This window comes from Micromonospora sp. NPDC005174, from assembly GCF_040608495.1.
Taxonomy (GTDB): Bacteria; Actinomycetota; Actinomycetes; order Mycobacteriales; family Micromonosporaceae; genus Micromonospora.
Map to the genome: position 1 here is coordinate 53888 of NZ_JBEXIJ010000031.1, position 15821 is coordinate 69708.

Genomic DNA, 15821 nt, shown 5'->3' on the forward strand with positions numbered 1-15821 from the left:
TACTCAAGGGCCAGGGAGGCGACGGTGGCGCAGGGTGCCAGCAGGACGACCGCGCAGGTCGTCGGGGTGGTGGTGCTCGCCGCGGCGGTCGCCGCGTTCCTCGCCGTCGCCGCGGTACGGCACGGCTTCTTCGACCTGAAGGTCTACTACGGCGCGTTGACGTGGTGGGTGCACGACGGCGGCGAGATCTACGACTACCTCAAGCCCGGCACCCAGTACGGCTTCACCTACCCGCCGTTCGCCGCGCTGGTCATGCTCCCGATGGCGTACCTGCCGTGGACGGCCGCGATCGTGGTGAGCGTGCTCGCCAGCGTGGCCACCACCACGGTGCTGATCTGGTGGTTCGTCGACCCGATCGCCCGGCGGGCCGGGTGGACCCGCTGGTTCGCTCTCGCCGTCGCCCTCTGCCTCGCCGCCGCGTTCGAGCCGATGCGCGAGACGATCAACTTCGGTCAGGTCAACACCCTGCTGCTCTTCCTGGTCGCGGTGGACCTGCTGTGGCTGCTGCCGGCCGGCAACCGCTGGGCCGGCGTGGGCATCGGCCTGGCCACCGCGATCAAGCTGACCCCGGGCATCTTCATCGTCTACCTGCTCGTCACCGGGCGGTGGCGGGCGGCGTTCACCGCAAGCGGCGCGGCCGCCGGAGTGTCCGTGCTGGCCGGTGCGCTCTTCCCGGACGCCTCCCGGGAGTTCTGGACCGAGGCGCTGTGGAACACCGGGCGGGTCGGCGAACTGGCGTTCGTCTCCAACCAGTCGCTGCGCGGGGTGGTCGCCCGCCTCGACCCGCAGCACCCGAGCACCCTGCTCTGGCTGCTGCTGGTGCTCGGCACCCTGGCGCTCTGGGTCTGGCGGTCCCGCTCGGCCGTGGCGGCCGGCGACGAGGCGACCGGCCTGGCCCTGACCGGCGCGGTGATGTGCCTGGTCAGCCCGGTCACCTGGGTGCACCACCTGGTCTGGCTGCTGCCCGCGCTGATCCTGCTGGTCGACAACGCGATGGCCGCGCCGGCCGGCCGCCGTCGGCGCGTCCTGCTGACCGCCGCGATCATCGGGTACGTCCTGCTGATCAGCCGGACCGTCTGGTTCTGGGAGAAGGACTTCACCGGCGTCGACGGCTTCCTGGGCAGCAACGCGTACGTCTGGATCAGTCTGGCCCTGTTGGCCTTCCTGCCGGTCCGCCGGTGGCTGACGCCGGGCGGGTCACTCGTCGAGGCGTCCGGCGTACCGCACCTCGACGAGCCCGACCGGCCCGCGCCCGCCGGCGAGCGGCACCTGGTAGGTCGACCGCTCACCGTCCGGTGACAGGCCGGCCCGTTCGTAGAACCGGCGGGCCCGCCCGTTGTCGGCCAGCACCCACAGCCGGTAGCCGGTCCAGCCCCGCTCACTGAGCCCGGCACGGGCGGCCGCGAGCAGCGCGGTGGCCGTCCCGTCGCCCCAGAACGCCGGCTCGACGTAGAGCGCCAGCAGCTCGCCCACGCTCGGGTCCAGGTCGTCACGGTCCTGGTTGCGGCGGTACGGCCCGAACGTCGTGAAGCCGACGGCCAGTCCGTCGACCTCGCCGAGGAGAGTGGTGAACGGGTGCTCCGGGTCGGCGGTGCCCACGTCCCGACGGCGCTGCGCCCAGGCCGACACGTTGAGCCGCCCGAGCACCTCGTCCGGCATGACACCGGCGTAACCCGACTGCCAGCCGTGCACGTGCACCCGGGCGATCGCCTCGGCGTCGTCCGGCTCCTCCCGGCGGATGGTCAGCATTGCACCGTTCTATGCCCCGATGACGGTCGGAGTCCAGCTTCCCGCACCGGCGTCGTACCGATGATTTATCGTCGCCGACGATGGCCGCACCGGAATCACTCTCGCTCGCCCAGGCCCGGCGGGTGGCGCTCGCCGCCCAGGGCTTCGCCGACCCGCCGCCGACCGGCGTGCCCACCCGCCGGCACCTGCGCCGTGTCCTCGACCGGGTCGCCCTGATCCAGATGGACTCGGTCAACGTGCTGCAACGGGCGCACTACCTGCCGCTCTACAGCCGGCTCGGCCCGTACCCGACGACCCTGCTCGACCAGGCCGCCTACCGCCGTCCGCGCGACCTGTTCGAGTACTGGGGCCACGAGGCGTCCCTCGTGCCGGTCGGGTTGCACCCGCTGCTGCGCTGGCGGATGGCCCGGGCACACAGCGAGGCCTGGGGCGGCATGCGGCGCATCGCCCAGGAGCAGCCGGACCTGGTGGCCTGGGTACGCGACGAGGTGGCCGCCCGGGGCCCGTTGACCGCCGCCGAGATCGAGCACGACGCGCCCCGGCAGACCGGCAACTGGGGGTGGAACTGGTCGGCGGTCAAGCAGGCGCTGGAGTACCTGTTCTGGGCTGGCGAGGTGACCGCCGCCGAGCGGAGCACCTCGTTCGCCCGCCGGTACGACCTGCCCGAGCGGGTGCTCCCGGCGTCCGTGCTGGCCGCGCCCACACCGGCCGACGCCGAGGCGTACCGCGGTCTCGTGGCCCTGGCGGCGCGGTCGCTCGGGGTGGCCGCCGAACCGGAGCTTCGCGACTACTTCCGGCTGCCGGTCGCGGGCGCTCGCCAGGCGGTCGCCGAGCTGGCCGAGGCCGGTGAGCTGGTGCCGGTCACCGTCGCGGGCTGGCGGCAGCCGGCGTGGCTGCACGCGTCCGCCCGGCTGCCCCGATGGGTTCGGGGCAGCACACTGGTCAGCCCGTTCGACCCGCTGATCTGGGAACGTGCCCGCACCGAGCGGCTGTTCGACTTCAGCTACCGGATCGAGATCTACGTACCGGCCCCGCAGCGGGTGTACGGCTACTACGTGCTGCCGTTCCTCCAGGGCGACCGGTTCACCGCTCGGGTCGACCTGAAGGCCGACCGCAAGGCCGGGGTGCTGCTGGTGCCGGCCGCCTGGCTCGAGCCCGGTGCCGACGCGGGGGAGACCGCCGTGGCGCTGGCCGCCGAGTTGTACCGGCTCGCCGGCTGGCTCGGGCTGGACGCGGTCGCGCCACCCACCGCCGGTGACCTGGCCGGTCCGCTCACGGCCACCCTGGCGAGCGTGTCGGGTGTACCGTGAACGCGTGACGAGCGCTCCCGGACCGGTCGACCAGTCACCGCCCGCCGCCGGTGCCGTCCAGACGGTGCCCACCGCCGGCGCCGACCAGAACGGCTGGCCGGCAGGCCCGCCCGGTGGTTACCACTATCCGGCGCCCGAGCCCGACCGTCTGACCCGTCTCGTCCTGCGGATCCACGAGCGTTCGCCGCGCTGGGCCGTCCCACTGGCCGCGGTCGGCTGCGTCGGGCTCGGCATGGCCTACGCCCTGCTGAGCAACCCGACCCACGCCGACCCGGACGCCGCGCCCACCTGCATCCTCAAGCTGACCACCGGGTTCGACTGTCCGGGCTGCGGCGGCACCCGAGCGCTCTGGTACGTGCTGCACGCCGATCTGCCGGCCGCCGCCCGACACCACTTCCTGTTCGTCTTCTCGCTGCCCTTCCTGGCGTACCTCTTCGTGGCGTGGGCAGGCAACCAGGCGTTCGGCTGGCGGCTGCCCGAGCTGCGGATCAGCCCCAAGGTGATCGGCGGCTTCATGGGCGCATGGCTGGCGTTCACGGTGATACGTAACCTGCCCTGGGCGCCCTTCACCTCGCTCTACGTCTGACCGCGCCGCTTCGTCCGAGGGAGACCCAGGGATCGGCGGAGCTCCGGCACGGCTGTCGAGATCTTGAACACCAACGGCCCCCGGTGATTCGGCAAGGGGCCGCCGGCCACTACAGTCCCAGGAATGCCGGAGATGGTGCAGCCCCAGGTCAAGTTGATCGCGTGGACCCAGTTCGCGGCCCCGGACGACGTGCCGTGGTCGACCGACGCCGAGGGCGGCCAGGCGCTCGCCGAGTTCGCCGGTCGGGCCTGCTACCAGTCGTGGAAGAAGCCGAACCCCGCGACGGCCACCAACGCCGGCTACCTCGCGCACATCCTCGAGGTGGGTCACCTGAGCGTGCTGGAGCACGGCTCGGTCACCTTCTACTTCACCGGGGTGTCCCGCTCCTTCACCCACGAGCTGATCCGGCACCGGCACTTCTCGTACTCGCAGCTCTCCCAGCGGTACGTCCCGGAGCGGGACGCGGCAATGGTCGAGCCGGCGGTCATCGCCGACGACCCGGAGCTGCACAAGAAGTTCGTCGAGGCCGCCGAGGCGAGCGTGCGGGCGTACACCGAGTTGTTGGAGGGTCTGGAACAGCGTTTCTCCGACGAGCCGAACCCGACGCTGCGCCGCAAGCAGGCCCGGCAGGCCGCGCGCGCGGTGCTGCCGAACGCCACCGAGACCCGGATCGTGGTCTCCGGTAACTACCGGGCCTGGCGGCACTTCGTCGCGATGCGGGCCACCGAGCACGCCGACGTGGAGATCCGCGAGCTGGCCGTGGAGTGCCTGCGTCAGCTCCAGGGAGTCGCCCCGAACGTGTTCGCCGACTTCGTGATCTCCACGCTTGCGGACGGCACCGAGGTGGCCGCCAGCCCGCACGAGGCGTCCTGAGCCCTTCCCCGGCGGGCTCCGGCTGGTCGTCCGCTAGGTTGGAGGGTATGACGCAGGACCACCCCGACGCCGCAGCCCGGCCGGTGTCCCGCCCCTTCGGGCGGGTGCTCACGGCCATGGTGAGCCCGTTCACCCCCGACGGCTCACTCGACCTCGACGGCGCCGCCCGACTGGCGAGCCACCTGGTCGACGAACAGGGCAACGACGCGCTGGTGGTCAACGGCACCACCGGTGAGTCGCCGACCACCACCGACGCGGAGAAGGAACGCCTGATCCGGACGGTGGTCGAGGCTGTCGGTGACCGGGCCCGGGTCGTGGCCGGTGTCGGCACCAACGACACCCGGCACACCATCGAGCTGGCCGCCGCCGCCGAGAAGGCCGGTGCGCACGGCCTGTTGGTGGTCACCCCGTACTACAACAAGCCGCCGCAGAGCGGTCTGCTGCGGCACTTCACCGCCGTGGCCGACGCCAGCGGACTGCCGGTGATGCTGTACGACATCCCGCACCGCTCCGGCGTGCCGATCGACACCGAGACCCTGGTCCGGCTCGCCGACCACGGCCGCATCGTCGCGGTCAAGGACGCCAAGGGCGATCTGATCGCCACCAGCTGGGTGACCAGCCGGACCGGCCTCGCCTACTACAGCGGCGAGGACGCGCTCACCCTGCCGGCGTTGGCCGTCGGATGTGTGGGCGTGGTCGGCACCTCCACGCACTTCACCGGGGCGCTGACCGCACAGATGATCGAGGCGTACGACACGGGGGACATGCCCACCGCGCTGGCCCTGCACCGGCGATTGCTGCCGCTGTTCACCGGTATCTTCCGTACCCAGGGCACCATCCTGGTGAAGGCCGGCCTGGCATCGCTGGGCCTGCCGGCCGGCCCGGTGCGACCCCCGCTCGTGGATGCCACCGACGACGAGATCGCCCAGCTGCGCGCGGACTTCGCCGCAGCGGGCCTGGAGCTACCCAAATGATCGAACGACACGACGGGCACCGGGTGACGGCGTCCCAGATTGAGGTGGACGCGTGACCGAGGCGCACATCGAGGCGGAACTACCCCCGCCGCTGCCGGAAGGTGGCCTGCGGATCATCCCGCTCGGCGGGCTCGGCGCCATCGGCCGGAACATGACCGTCTTCGAGTACGACGGCAAGTTGCTGATCGTCGACTGCGGGGTGCTCTTCCCCGACGTCGAGCAGCCGGGCGTGGACCTGATCCTGCCCGACTTCGGGCCGATCCTGGACCGGCTGGCCGACGTACAGGCGATCGTGCTCACCCACGGCCACGAGGACCACATCGGCGCGGTGCCGTACCTGCTGGCCCACAAGCCCGACATCCCGCTGGTCGGCTCCCAGTTCACCCTCGCCCTGGTCGAGGCGAAGCTGGCCGAGCGGCGCATCCAGCCGTACACGCTGACCGTGCGCGAGGGTGGCCGGGAGCGGCTCGGGCCGTTCGAGTGCGAGTTCTTCGCGGTCAACCACTCGATCCCGGACGCCCTGGCGGTGGCCATCCGTACCCCGGCCGGCCTGGTCCTGCACACCGGCGACTTCAAGATGGACCAGCTTCCGCTGGACGGTCGGATCACCGACCTGGCCGGCTTCGCGCGGCTCGGCGCCGAGGGCGTCGACCTGCTGCTGTCCGACTCGACCAACGCGGAGATCCCCGGCTTCGTCACCCCGGAGCGGGAAATCGGGCCGGTACTCGACTCGATCTTCGCGAAGGCCAAGGGCCGGATCATCGTGGCCTCGTTCGCCTCGCACGTGCACCGCGTGCAGCAGGTCTTCGACTCCGCCGCGGAGCACGGCCGCAAGGTCGCCCTGATCGGCCGGTCCATGGTCCGCAACATGGGCATCGCCCGTGACCTGGGCCTGCTCAACATCCCGGCCGGGCTGGTCATCAGCATCGACGAGGCGACCACGCTGCCGCCGGATGAGATCGTGCTGATGTCCACCGGTTCCCAGGGTGAGCCGATGAGCGCGCTGGGCCGGATGGCCAGCGGCGACCACCGGCACATCACCATCGCCCCCGGCGACACCGTCGTGCTGGCGTCGTCGCTGGTGCCGGGCAACGAGACCTCGGTCTACCGGGTGATCAACCGGCTCGCCCGGGCCGGCGCGGTGGTCGTGCACAAGGACGTGGCCAAGGTGCACGTCTCCGGGCACGCCCCCGCCGGGGAACTGCTCTACCTGCTCAACGTGGTCCGGCCCAGCAACCTGATGCCCGTACACGGCGAGTGGCGTCACCTGCGCGCCCACGCCCGGCTCGGCATCGAATCCGGGGTCGCCGCCGACCGGGTGGTGATCTGCGAGGACGGCGACGTGGTCGACCTGGTCGAGGGCCGCGCCAGCCTCGTCGGGCACGTGAAGAGCCGGTACGTCTACGTCGACGGCCTCGCCGTCGGCGACGTCAGCGAGTCGCTGCTCACCGAGCGGCGCATCCTCGGTGACGGCGGGTTCATCGCCACCACCGTTGTCGTCGACTCGGTCACCGGCAAGGTGGTTGCCGGTCCCACGCTGTCCGCGAAGGGCTTCTCCGAGGACCCGGAGGCGTTCAACCCGGTGATCCCCCTGGTCACCGAGGCGCTGAACCGGGCCGCCTCGGACGGCATCACCGACCCGCACCAGCTCCAGCAGATCGTCCGCCGGACCGTGGGGCGGTGGGTCAACGACGCGTACCGGCGGCGGCCCATGATCGTGCCCACCGTCGTCGAGGTCTGAGCCCGTCGCGCTGACGCCGGTCCACCCCAGCGGGGTGGGCCGGCGATCAGGGCAGCGCGGCGACCGCCTCGGCGTAGGCGACGCCGGTGGCGATGGCAGCGTCGACAAGCACCGTGACCTGCTCAGGGGCGACCCCGTACGCCAGGTCGGTGGCCACGTCACCGGCCAGCAACAGCTCCGCGCCGAGGTCGTGCGCGTACGCCTTGGGCAGCAGCCGGTCGTGGTTCCAGGCGTTGCAGAAGGCGTACACCTCGGCGCGACGGGTGGCCGGGAGCCGGCGGGCGGCCATGGCGCGGGCGTGCAGCACCTCACCGCGTTCGCCGGTCCGCCGGAACTGGATCACCACCTCGCCCCACCGGCCGACCACCGTGGCGCCCTCGTCGACGACGTACCCGTCCCCGCGTCGGTCCAACGCGGCGGTGATCATGTCGATGGTCAGCGTCGCCAGTTCGTGCCCGTCGGTGTCGTCGTCGGTGGGCTCGTCGTCGGTGGGCTCGTCGTCGGTGGGCTCGTCGTCCGTGGGCAGGGGCACCGGAGCCGCCGTGGGGCGTTCGGCCAGCCAGGCGGCCACCCGGCCCAGGTGGTGTCCGGAGCCGTTCCGGGCGTCGAAGCTGCCGGCCAACTCGTTGGCGATCGCGAGCAGGAGGGCACCGAGGGTGGCGACGTCCAGGTCGGTGGCCGGTCGCCCGCCGTAGGCCGGTCGGGGCACCCTGCGTACGCCGAGACCGGCCTCGACGGCCAGCGCACAGACCAGCGCGCCGGCGGCGGCGAACTCCATCGCGGCGAGGTCGTCGGTGGGCTGGTCCAGTCGGGGCAGCTGCTCGGCCAGGATGGCCAGTCCGCGGTCCAGGTGACCGCCCAGGGCGCAGAACCGCAGGTGCGCGGCGAGGTACGGGAACGCCCCCCGTTCGTGCCGGTGCCGCCGGTACGCCCGGACGTGCGCCGCAGCAGCCCGTTCCGGCTCGCCGAGGCGCAGCTCGGGCAGCAGCCCGGCCACGAGCGCCCGCTCGGGCTGGTCCGTGCAGTCCGCCGCGTCGTCGGCGGCCTCGGCCAGCTCGGCCAGCGCGGCCCGCCACTCACCCCAGCCGGCGAGCAGCTCCGCACGACGGGCCGGGGCGCAGCCCGGACACCCACCGGACGGCCCGCCGGTCGTGCCGGCCCACCGCTGGTACCAGTGCCGGGCGGTGGGTTCGTCGCCCAGGTGGTCGGCCACCCGGCACCGTAGTTCGGCGACGGTCGGCGCGTCGGGACCGTCCGCCCCGACCCGGTGGGCCAGGTCGTCCAGGAGGGACCGGGTCTGGTCCAGGCCCACCCGGGGAGTGCCGAGCAGCGCCTCGACGGCGAACCGCTGAAGGCGCAGCAGGAGCTGGCCCTCCTCGTCGGTGAGCAGCTCGGGCCGGTAGTCGGCGGCGGCGCGGCACCGGCGTACCGGTTCGACCAGACGCCACCGCTCGCCGTGCAGCAGGTACGCCTCGATGAGCGCGAACCGGGCGTCCAGAGCGGACCGGAGGTCCCCGGCGGCGTCGGCCCGCTCGGCGAGGCGTTCGAGGACGAGCAGCCGGTCCGGACCGTCGGGTAGGTCCCGTGCGTCGGCGAGCGCGTTCGACAGCGCCGGATCGCGGTGCACGGTCATGCCGGCACCGCGCCGGGCAGCCGACCGACGGCGACGGCGAGCTGGCAGCCGGTCGTGATGCCACAGTCGAGCAGGTGGTCGAGCTGGTGCGGCGTGACGCCGCGTTCCAGGTCGGTGATCACCTCGCCGTGCACACGGGCCCGACCGGCGTCGTCGACGTGCACGAACGCCTTGGGCCAGAGCCGGTCGTGGTTCCACGCGTTGCAGAAGGCGTACAGGGCGGGCACCTGCTCGATCCCGAAGGTGGGCGCGACCATCGTCCGGACCTGGAGCATCTCGCCGGACGCGCCGAGGCGCAGGAACCAGATCAGGTTGTCGTCGAAGCGGCCCACGAGGTCACCATCGGGTGCGCGGCCGACCGGCCGGCCGCGCGCGGCGAGCACCGCCGCGACCAGTTCGCCGGTCAGCGGGCGTAACGCACCCGGGTGCCCGGCCAGCGGATCGTCCTCGAGTCCCGGCGACGCCATCGGGCATCCCTTCTGAGGCGGATATCACGACCGGCGGTGGGGTCCGTGCTGCGACGCGCGGACACGACCCGGAAAAGCGGCGATCTGCCCGGCCCCACCGTTACCGTGACTCTATGGCGGGCCGTACCTCTCAGGCGAGCCGGCGACGCGGCGCGTCGCCGCGCGGTGGCACCAACAGCCGTGCCCGTCAACCGGCGAAGAAGACCCGGGCACCGGTACGGCGTCGCACCACGCCCGCCCGTCCGGGCCCCGCCGTCTACGTTGGCCGCGCTGTCGGTGCACTGTGGATGGGGGTGGCCCACGGTATGGGCTGGGCGGTGCGGGCCGCCGGCCGGCAGGCCGCCTCCGCCCGTGACCTGGACCCGGAGCACCGCCGCGACGGGGCCGGGCTGCTGCTGTTCGGGATGGCCCTGCTCAGCGCCGTCGCCCTGTGGTTCTCCGGCGCGGGTCCGGTGGGCGCACGCCTGGCCGACACGGTCCGGCTGTTCCTCGGGGCGATCTCCGTCGTGGTGCCGGTGCTGCTGATGATCGGGGCGTGGCGGCTCATGCGCCAGCCGGCCGACCCGGAGCACCGGGGCCGCGGGCTGATCGGGTGGGGTTCGCTGCTGGTGTCGACCGCCGCGCTGCTCCAGATCGGTCAGGACCCGGTCGACACCGTGGAGCGTGACTTCGCCGGCGGTCTGGTCGGCGCCGGTGTGGGCGGGTTGCTGGAACGGGCGGTCACCGCCTGGGTGGCCGTACCCCTGCTGGTCCTGCTCCTGCTCTTCGGCCTGCTGGTGGTCACCGCGACGCCGATCAACAAGATCCCCGAGCGGCTCGGCCTGCTCGCCGGCGGGCTCGTCGCGTCCCCGGAGGCGGCCGAGGAGGCCGACGAGCCGGCGGCGCGGCCCGCGCGCAAGCGGCCGGCGAAGCGGATGCCGCCACCGATCGACCCGGACGACTTCGACGACCTGGAGGGCGCCGACCTCCAGGAGACCATGGTCCTCCCGCGCAAGGCGCCGGCGAAGGTCCCGGCCAGCCGCAAGCCGGCCGAGCCGCCCGAGCACTCGCCGGCACCCACCCGCGCCGAGCAGCTCGCGTTGACCGGGCTGGCCGGCGACTACACCCTCCCGCCAGCCAACATGCTCAGCGCCGGTGCCGCCGCGAAGACCCGCAGCAAGGCCAACGACGAGGTGATCGCCGCGCTGACCGGCGTGTTCGACCAGTTCGACGTGGACGCCGCCGTCACCGGCTTCACCCGTGGCCCGACGGTCACCCGCTACGAGGTGGAGCTGGGTCACGGCGTCAAGGTCGAGCGGATCACCCAGCTCTCCCGCAACATCGCGTACGCGGTGAAGTCGCCGGACGTACGGATTCTCAGCCCGATCCCGGGCAAGAGCGCGGTCGGCGTGGAGATCCCGAACACCGACCCGGAGAACGTGGCCCTCGGCGACGTGCTGCGCTCGCGGGCGGCGACGAGCGACCACCACCCGATGGTGGTGGCGCTGGGCAAGGACATCGAGGGCGGCTTCGTGGTGGCCAACCTCGCCAAGATGCCCCACATCCTGATCGCCGGCGCCACCGGAGCCGGCAAATCGAGCTGCCTCAATACCTTGTTGGTGTCCGTCCTGACCCGCGCGACCCCGGACGAGGTACGGCTGCTGCTGATCGACCCGAAGCGGGTCGAGATGACCGGCTACGAGGGCATCCCGCACCTGGTCACGCCGATCGTCACGAACGCCAAGAAGGCGGCCGACTCGCTGGACTGGGTCGTCCGCGAGATGGACATGCGCTACGACGACCTCGCGGCCAACGGGGTCCGGCACATCGACGACTTCAACCGCAAGGTCCGCAACGGCGAGATCAAGGCCCCGCCGGGCAGCGAGCGGGAGATGCGCCCGTATCCGTACCTGCTGGTGATCGTGGACGAGCTGGCCGACCTGATGATGGTCGCCCCGCGTGACGTGGAGGACTCGGTCGTCCGGATCACCCAGCTGGCCCGGGCCGCCGGTATCCACCTGGTGCTGGCCACCCAACGTCCGTCGGTCGACGTGGTGACCGGTCTGATCAAGGCGAACGTGCCGTCCCGGCTGGCGTTCGCCACGTCGTCCCTCGCGGACTCGCGGGTCATCCTGGACCAGCCGGGCGCGGAGAAGCTGCTCGGCCGTGGTGACGGGCTCTTCCTGCCGATGGGCGCCTCGAAGCCGGTCCGCATCCAGGGCGCCTGGGTCACCGAGCGCGAGATCGCCGACGTGGTGAAGTTCTGCAAGGACCAGCGTGAGCCGGAGTTCCGTAAGGACGTGCTGGCCCCCGCCCAGGACAACAAGAAGAAGATCGACGAGGACATCGGCGACGACCTCGACCTGCTGGTGCAGGCGGTGGAGCTGGTGGTCACCTCACAGTTCGGCTCGACCTCGATGCTCCAACGCAAACTGCGGGTCGGTTTCGCGAAGGCGGGCCGGCTCATGGATCTCATGGAGACCCGTGGCGTGGTCGGGCCGTCCGAGGGGTCGAAGGCGCGCGACGTGCTGGTCAAGCCGGACGAGCTGGAGGACGTCCTGGGTGGTCTGCGCGGCGACGTGGACTGACCACTGTGGGCGCTCGGCACGCCTGACCGTCAATGGAAGATCTTCAGACCGACGACACCCGCGACCACCAGCAGCAGGCAGAAGATCCGGGGCAGACTCGTCGACTCGCCGAACGCCACCATCGAGACCAGCGCGGTGCCCACCGCGCCGATGCCGACCCAGACCGCGTAACCGGTGCCGACCGGGATGTCGCGCAGCGCGTACGCCAGGCCGCCCATACTCAGCACCAGGGCCAGCACGAACACCACCGACGGCAGCAGCTTGCTGAAGCCGGCGCTGCGGTCCAGGGCGATCGCCCAGGCCGTCTCGAGCAGTCCGGAGATCACCAGTACGAGCCAGGCCATCATTCACCTCACGGGACGAGTCGTGTCTGCACATGACCGGGGCGTCTTGGCCTGACCGGGTACGCCCACCGCTCGTCCGGAGTGGCCACCGCGTCGGGCGCCACCGGGGCCGACGCTAGCACCGGTCGGCGGCCCCGGGCGGTGACTCCCGCCACCACGCATTGACCTCTACTTCGCTTCAACTTGCAGTATGGCGGGCATGGCCCTGCTCTATGCCGACCCCGAGGTCGCCGCCGCCCTGGACGCCGCCACCACCGTCGACGCCATGCGGGCCGCCCTGGTGGCCGCGTACGAGGGGCGGTTGGTCGCCCCACCCCGGGCCGCCGCCCCGCTCGCCGGAGGGCGCATGGTGCTCACCGCCGGGCACCTGGTCGGAAGCTGGTACGGCTACCGCTCGTACGACACGTTCGGCCACCCCCGGGGCGAGCAGCTCGTCGTGCTGCACGATGCCGACACCGGCGCGGTCCGGGCCGTCGCCGTCGGCGAGGAGCTGGGCTCCCGTCGTACCGGTGGACTGGGCGGCGTCGCGGTCGACGCGCTGGCCCGGCCGGACGCGGCGACCCTGGGCGTGCTCGGCTCCGGGCGGCAGGCGTGGACCCAGGTGTGGGCCACCGCGGCCGTCCGCCCGCTGCGCGAGGTGGTGGTGCACAGCCGTTCGGCGGCGCGCAGGGACACGTTCGCCGCCCGGGTACGCGCCGAGCTGGGCGTCCCGGCCCGCGCGGTAGCCGACCCCGGAGCGGCCGTCACCGGGCGGGACGTCGTGGTGCTCGCCACCACCAGCCCCACGCCCGTGCTGCGCGCCGCCGACGTGAGCCCCGGCACGCACGTCAACACGGTCGGTTTCAAGCAGGTCAACCGCAGCGAGTTCGGCACCGACCTGCTGGACGCCGCCGACCTGTTGGTCACCGACTCACCGGCCCAGGCGGCGGACTACCAGCCGCCGATGCTCGCGGCCCTGCCCCCGTACACCGGACGGTTGCGGGACCTGGGCGGCATCCTGGCGGGTGCGGTCCCGGGCCGGAGCACGGCGGACCAGGTCTCCGTCTTCTGCTGCACGGGCCTGGCCGGCACGGAGGTCTTCCTGCTCGAGGCGCTGACCCGAGCGACCGCCGTGACCCGCTGACCGTCTGATGTCCGGGCTCGCGCGTAGTGATCCGGCCGACCGGCGTGCCCGCGTGCGTGGGCTACCCGGGGCGGCCCGGTACCCTCGGATGGTGTCTGCCACCTCTCCTTCTCCCTCTGACAACGCCGAGGGCCGTCGCGTCGCCCTGCTCACCCTGGGCTGCGCCCGCAACGAGGTCGACTCGGAGGAGCTGGCCGCCCGGCTGCACGCCGACGGCTGGCAGGTGAGCACCGACGGCGAGGGTGCCGACGTGGTGGTCGTCAACACCTGCGGCTTCGTGGAGAAGGCCAAGCAGGACTCGATCCAGACCCTGCTCGCCGCCGCCGGCACGGGAGCCAAGGTCGTGGCCGCCGGCTGCATGGCCGAGCGGTACGGCCGGGAGCTGGCCGACAGCCTGCCCGAGGCGCAGGCGGTGCTGAGCTTCGACGACTACCCGGACATCGCGGCCCGGCTGAACGCCGTCGTCGCCGGGGAGCAGGTCACCGCGCACACCCCGCGGGACCGCCGCGAGCTGCTGCCGCTCACCCCGGTGCAGCGCCAGAGCGCCACCGTCTCCCTGCCCGGGCACGGCACCGTGGCGCGCACCGCCGTCGACACCGACGAGCACACCCCGGCGCACCTGCGCCAGGTGCTGCGCCGCCGGCTGGACACCGGCCCGGTCGCCTCGCTGAAGCTCGCCAGCGGCTGCGACCGCCGCTGTGCGTTCTGTGCCATTCCCGCGTTCCGTGGGGCCTTCGTCTCGCGTACGCCGGACGAGCTGCTCGCCGAGGCCGAGTGGCTGGCCAAGACCGGCGTACGGGAGCTGGTGCTGGTCAGCGAGAACTCCACCTCGTACGGCAAGGACCTCGGCGACCCCCGCGCGTTGGAGAAGCTGCTGCCGCAGCTCGCCGCGGTGTCCGGCATCGTCCGGGTGCGGGTGAGCTACCTCCAGCCGGCCGAGACGCGGCCCGGTCTGGTCGAGGCGATCGCCGGCACGCGCGGGGTGGCACCGTACTTCGACCTGTCGTTCCAGCACTCCAGCGAGCCGGTGTTGCGCCGGATGCGGCGTTTCGGCTCCACCGACCGGTTCCTGGAGCTCCTGGCGAGTGCCCGGGCGCTGGCACCGGAGGCGGGCGCGCGGAGCAACTTCATCGTCGGCTTCCCCGGCGAAACCCGCGCCGACATCGACGAGCTGACCAGGTTCCTGACCGAGGCCCGACTCGACGCGATCGGCATGTTCGACTACAGCGACGAGGACGGGACGGAAGCCGCCGGCCTGCCCGGCAAGGTCTCCGCCGCGACGATCAAGCGGCGCTACGACCGGCTGAGCGCGCTCGCCGACGAGCTCTGCTCCCAGCGGGCCGAGGACCGGCTCGGTTCGACCGTCGAGGTGCTCGTCGACGCGATCGTCGACGGCGTTGTCGAGGGCCGGGCCGCGCACCAGGCACCGGAGGTGGACGGATCGACGACCCTGGTCGCGCCGGCCGACGGCGGGGTCGACCTGGCCGCGTTGCGCCCGGGTGACCTGGTACGGGCCACGGTGACCGGCACCGAAGGGGTGGATCTGCTCGCGGTGCCGGATGAGATGATCTCGGCGGCGCCCGGCGCGACACGGTGACGGTGGGCCCGGACGGAGCGGGGGAGCCAGGTGGTGCGGTGCCGGGAACGCCAACCCGACCCGAGCGGAGCGAGACGATGACCGGGGCGACCGAGTCGACGCCGGCCCGGGTGGTCGCGCGGGTGCCCGTCCTCAACGCCGCCAACGCGCTGACCGCCCTGCGGCTGGTGCTGGTTCCGGTCTTCGCCGCGTCCGTGATCGTTTCGGGGATGACCCACGCGGGTTGGCGGATGGCGGCCTGCCTGATCTTCGCGGTGGCCTCGGCGACCGACCTGGTGGACGGCTGGATCGCCCGGCGGTTCGGGCTGGTCACCTCGGTCGGCAAGGTGGCCGACCCGATCGCCGACAAGGCGCTCACGGGCGCGGCCCTGGTGCTGCTCTCCTGGTACGACCGGCTGCCCTGGTGGGTGACGGCGCTGATTCTCGTCCGCGAGCTGGGCATCACCGGCCTGCGGTTCTGGGTGATCCGACACGGCGTGATCGCGGCCAGCCGTGGCGGCAAGGTCAAGACGGCGCTCCAGATCCTGGCCATCGCCTGGTACCTCTGGCCGATGCCGGACGCCCTCGTCGCCGTCGGTCCCTGGATCATGGGCGCCGCCGTCCTGGTCACGGTGGCAACGGGCTTCGACTACATCCTCCAGGCCCTCCGCCTGCGCCGCCCCCGCCCCTGACGCCCGCGCCGGCCCCACCCCCGGCCCCACCCCCACCCCCCGGCCACACCCCCCGGCCCCACCCCGCCCGCCACTGGGCGGTGATCATGAAGTTATTGCCGCTCGGGCCGGCGTGTCGGGGCAATAACTTCATGATCGACGGGGTTCGGCCCGGGAGGGTTGGCCGGGACGGGGTTCGGCCCGGGA

At 72.6% G+C, this 15821-nt stretch carries 14 protein-coding genes and 1 riboswitch; of the genes, 10 read left to right on the plus strand and 4 right to left on the minus strand.

The window, feature by feature from the left end; translation table 11 throughout:
* Positions 1 to 24 precede the first annotated feature (24 nt).
* Entirely contained in the window at positions 25 to 1299 is a 1275-nt protein-coding gene (locus ABZU91_RS26730) for a glycosyltransferase 87 family protein (RefSeq protein WP_355245934.1), read from the plus strand.
* On the opposite strand, the gene ABZU91_RS26735 is transcribed toward ABZU91_RS26730, so the two are convergent.
* Positions 1198 to 1749, minus strand: a complete 552-nt coding sequence (locus ABZU91_RS26735; RefSeq protein ID WP_355245936.1) for a GNAT family N-acetyltransferase — start codon at positions 1747 to 1749, stop codon at positions 1198 to 1200. The genes ABZU91_RS26730 and ABZU91_RS26735 overlap by 102 nt on opposite strands.
* An 80-nt stretch (positions 1750 to 1829) precedes the next feature.
* Here ABZU91_RS26735 and ABZU91_RS26740 point away from each other — a divergent pair, with 80 nt between their 5' ends.
* From ABZU91_RS26740 to ABZU91_RS26760, 5 genes are all read left to right on the plus strand, one after another.
* Positions 1830 to 3059 (plus strand): crosslink repair DNA glycosylase YcaQ family protein, encoded by a 1230-nt coding sequence (locus tag ABZU91_RS26740; protein ID WP_355245939.1) that lies wholly within the window; start codon positions 1830 to 1832, stop codon positions 3057 to 3059.
* Between the two features lie 64 nt (positions 3060 to 3123).
* Positions 3124 to 3645, plus strand: a complete 522-nt coding sequence (locus ABZU91_RS26745; RefSeq protein ID WP_355245994.1) for a DUF2752 domain-containing protein — start codon at positions 3124 to 3126, stop codon at positions 3643 to 3645.
* Between the two features lie 132 nt (positions 3646 to 3777).
* The gene (gene thyX / locus ABZU91_RS26750) at positions 3778 to 4518 is read left to right on the plus strand and encodes an FAD-dependent thymidylate synthase (RefSeq protein ID WP_355245997.1); all 741 of its coding nucleotides are present in this window, start codon (positions 3778 to 3780) and stop codon (positions 4516 to 4518) included.
* Between the two features lie 47 nt (positions 4519 to 4565).
* Positions 4566 to 5492 (plus strand): 4-hydroxy-tetrahydrodipicolinate synthase, encoded by a 927-nt coding sequence (gene dapA, locus ABZU91_RS26755; protein ID WP_355245942.1) that lies wholly within the window; start codon positions 4566 to 4568, stop codon positions 5490 to 5492.
* Between the two features lie 52 nt (positions 5493 to 5544).
* Entirely contained in the window at positions 5545 to 7233 is a 1689-nt protein-coding gene (locus tag ABZU91_RS26760; protein WP_355245945.1) for a ribonuclease J, read from the plus strand.
* Positions 7234 to 7279: 46 nt separating this feature from the next.
* Here ABZU91_RS26760 and ABZU91_RS26765 read toward each other — a convergent pair whose 3' ends face one another.
* Both ABZU91_RS26765 and ABZU91_RS26770 read right to left on the minus strand, forming a co-directional pair.
* On the minus strand, positions 7280 to 8866 hold the full coding sequence (locus ABZU91_RS26765; RefSeq protein WP_355245948.1) for a YbjN domain-containing protein: 1587 nt from the start codon (positions 8864 to 8866) through the stop codon (positions 7280 to 7282).
* Positions 8863 to 9333 (minus strand): YbjN domain-containing protein, encoded by a 471-nt coding sequence (locus tag ABZU91_RS26770; RefSeq protein WP_355245951.1) that lies wholly within the window; start codon positions 9331 to 9333, stop codon positions 8863 to 8865. The genes ABZU91_RS26765 and ABZU91_RS26770 overlap by 4 nt, the downstream gene beginning before the upstream one ends.
* A gap of 113 nt (positions 9334 to 9446) precedes the next feature.
* Here ABZU91_RS26770 and ABZU91_RS26775 point away from each other — a divergent pair, with 113 nt between their 5' ends.
* Positions 9447 to 11900, plus strand: coding sequence for a DNA translocase FtsK 4TM domain-containing protein (locus tag ABZU91_RS26775; protein ID WP_355245953.1), 2454 nt, complete (start codon positions 9447 to 9449; stop codon positions 11898 to 11900).
* A 29-nt stretch (positions 11901 to 11929) separates the two neighbouring features.
* On the opposite strand, the gene ABZU91_RS26780 is transcribed toward ABZU91_RS26775, so the two are convergent.
* A complete protein-coding gene (locus ABZU91_RS26780) occupies positions 11930 to 12244 on the minus strand; it encodes an SMR family transporter (protein WP_355245999.1) in 315 nt (104 codons plus the stop codon).
* Positions 12245 to 12279: 35 nt separating this feature from the next.
* Positions 12280 to 12348, minus strand: a riboswitch (guanidine-III (ykkC-III) riboswitch).
* A 95-nt stretch (positions 12349 to 12443) separates the two neighbouring features.
* Between ABZU91_RS26780 and ABZU91_RS26785 the strand changes: the two genes are divergently transcribed.
* The 3 genes from ABZU91_RS26785 to pgsA all read left to right on the plus strand — a co-directional run bounded on the left by ABZU91_RS26785 (position 12444) and on the right by pgsA (position 15635).
* Positions 12444 to 13367 (plus strand): ornithine cyclodeaminase family protein, encoded by a 924-nt coding sequence (locus tag ABZU91_RS26785; RefSeq protein ID WP_355245956.1) that lies wholly within the window; start codon positions 12444 to 12446, stop codon positions 13365 to 13367.
* An 88-nt stretch (positions 13368 to 13455) separates the two neighbouring features.
* Positions 13456 to 14964, plus strand: a complete 1509-nt coding sequence (rimO, locus tag ABZU91_RS26790; RefSeq protein WP_355245958.1) for a 30S ribosomal protein S12 methylthiotransferase RimO — start codon at positions 13456 to 13458, stop codon at positions 14962 to 14964.
* A 77-nt stretch (positions 14965 to 15041) separates the two neighbouring features.
* Positions 15042 to 15635, plus strand: a complete 594-nt coding sequence (pgsA, locus tag ABZU91_RS26795) for a CDP-diacylglycerol--glycerol-3-phosphate 3-phosphatidyltransferase (RefSeq protein ID WP_355245961.1) — start codon at positions 15042 to 15044, stop codon at positions 15633 to 15635.
* Positions 15636 to 15821 lie beyond the last annotated feature (186 nt).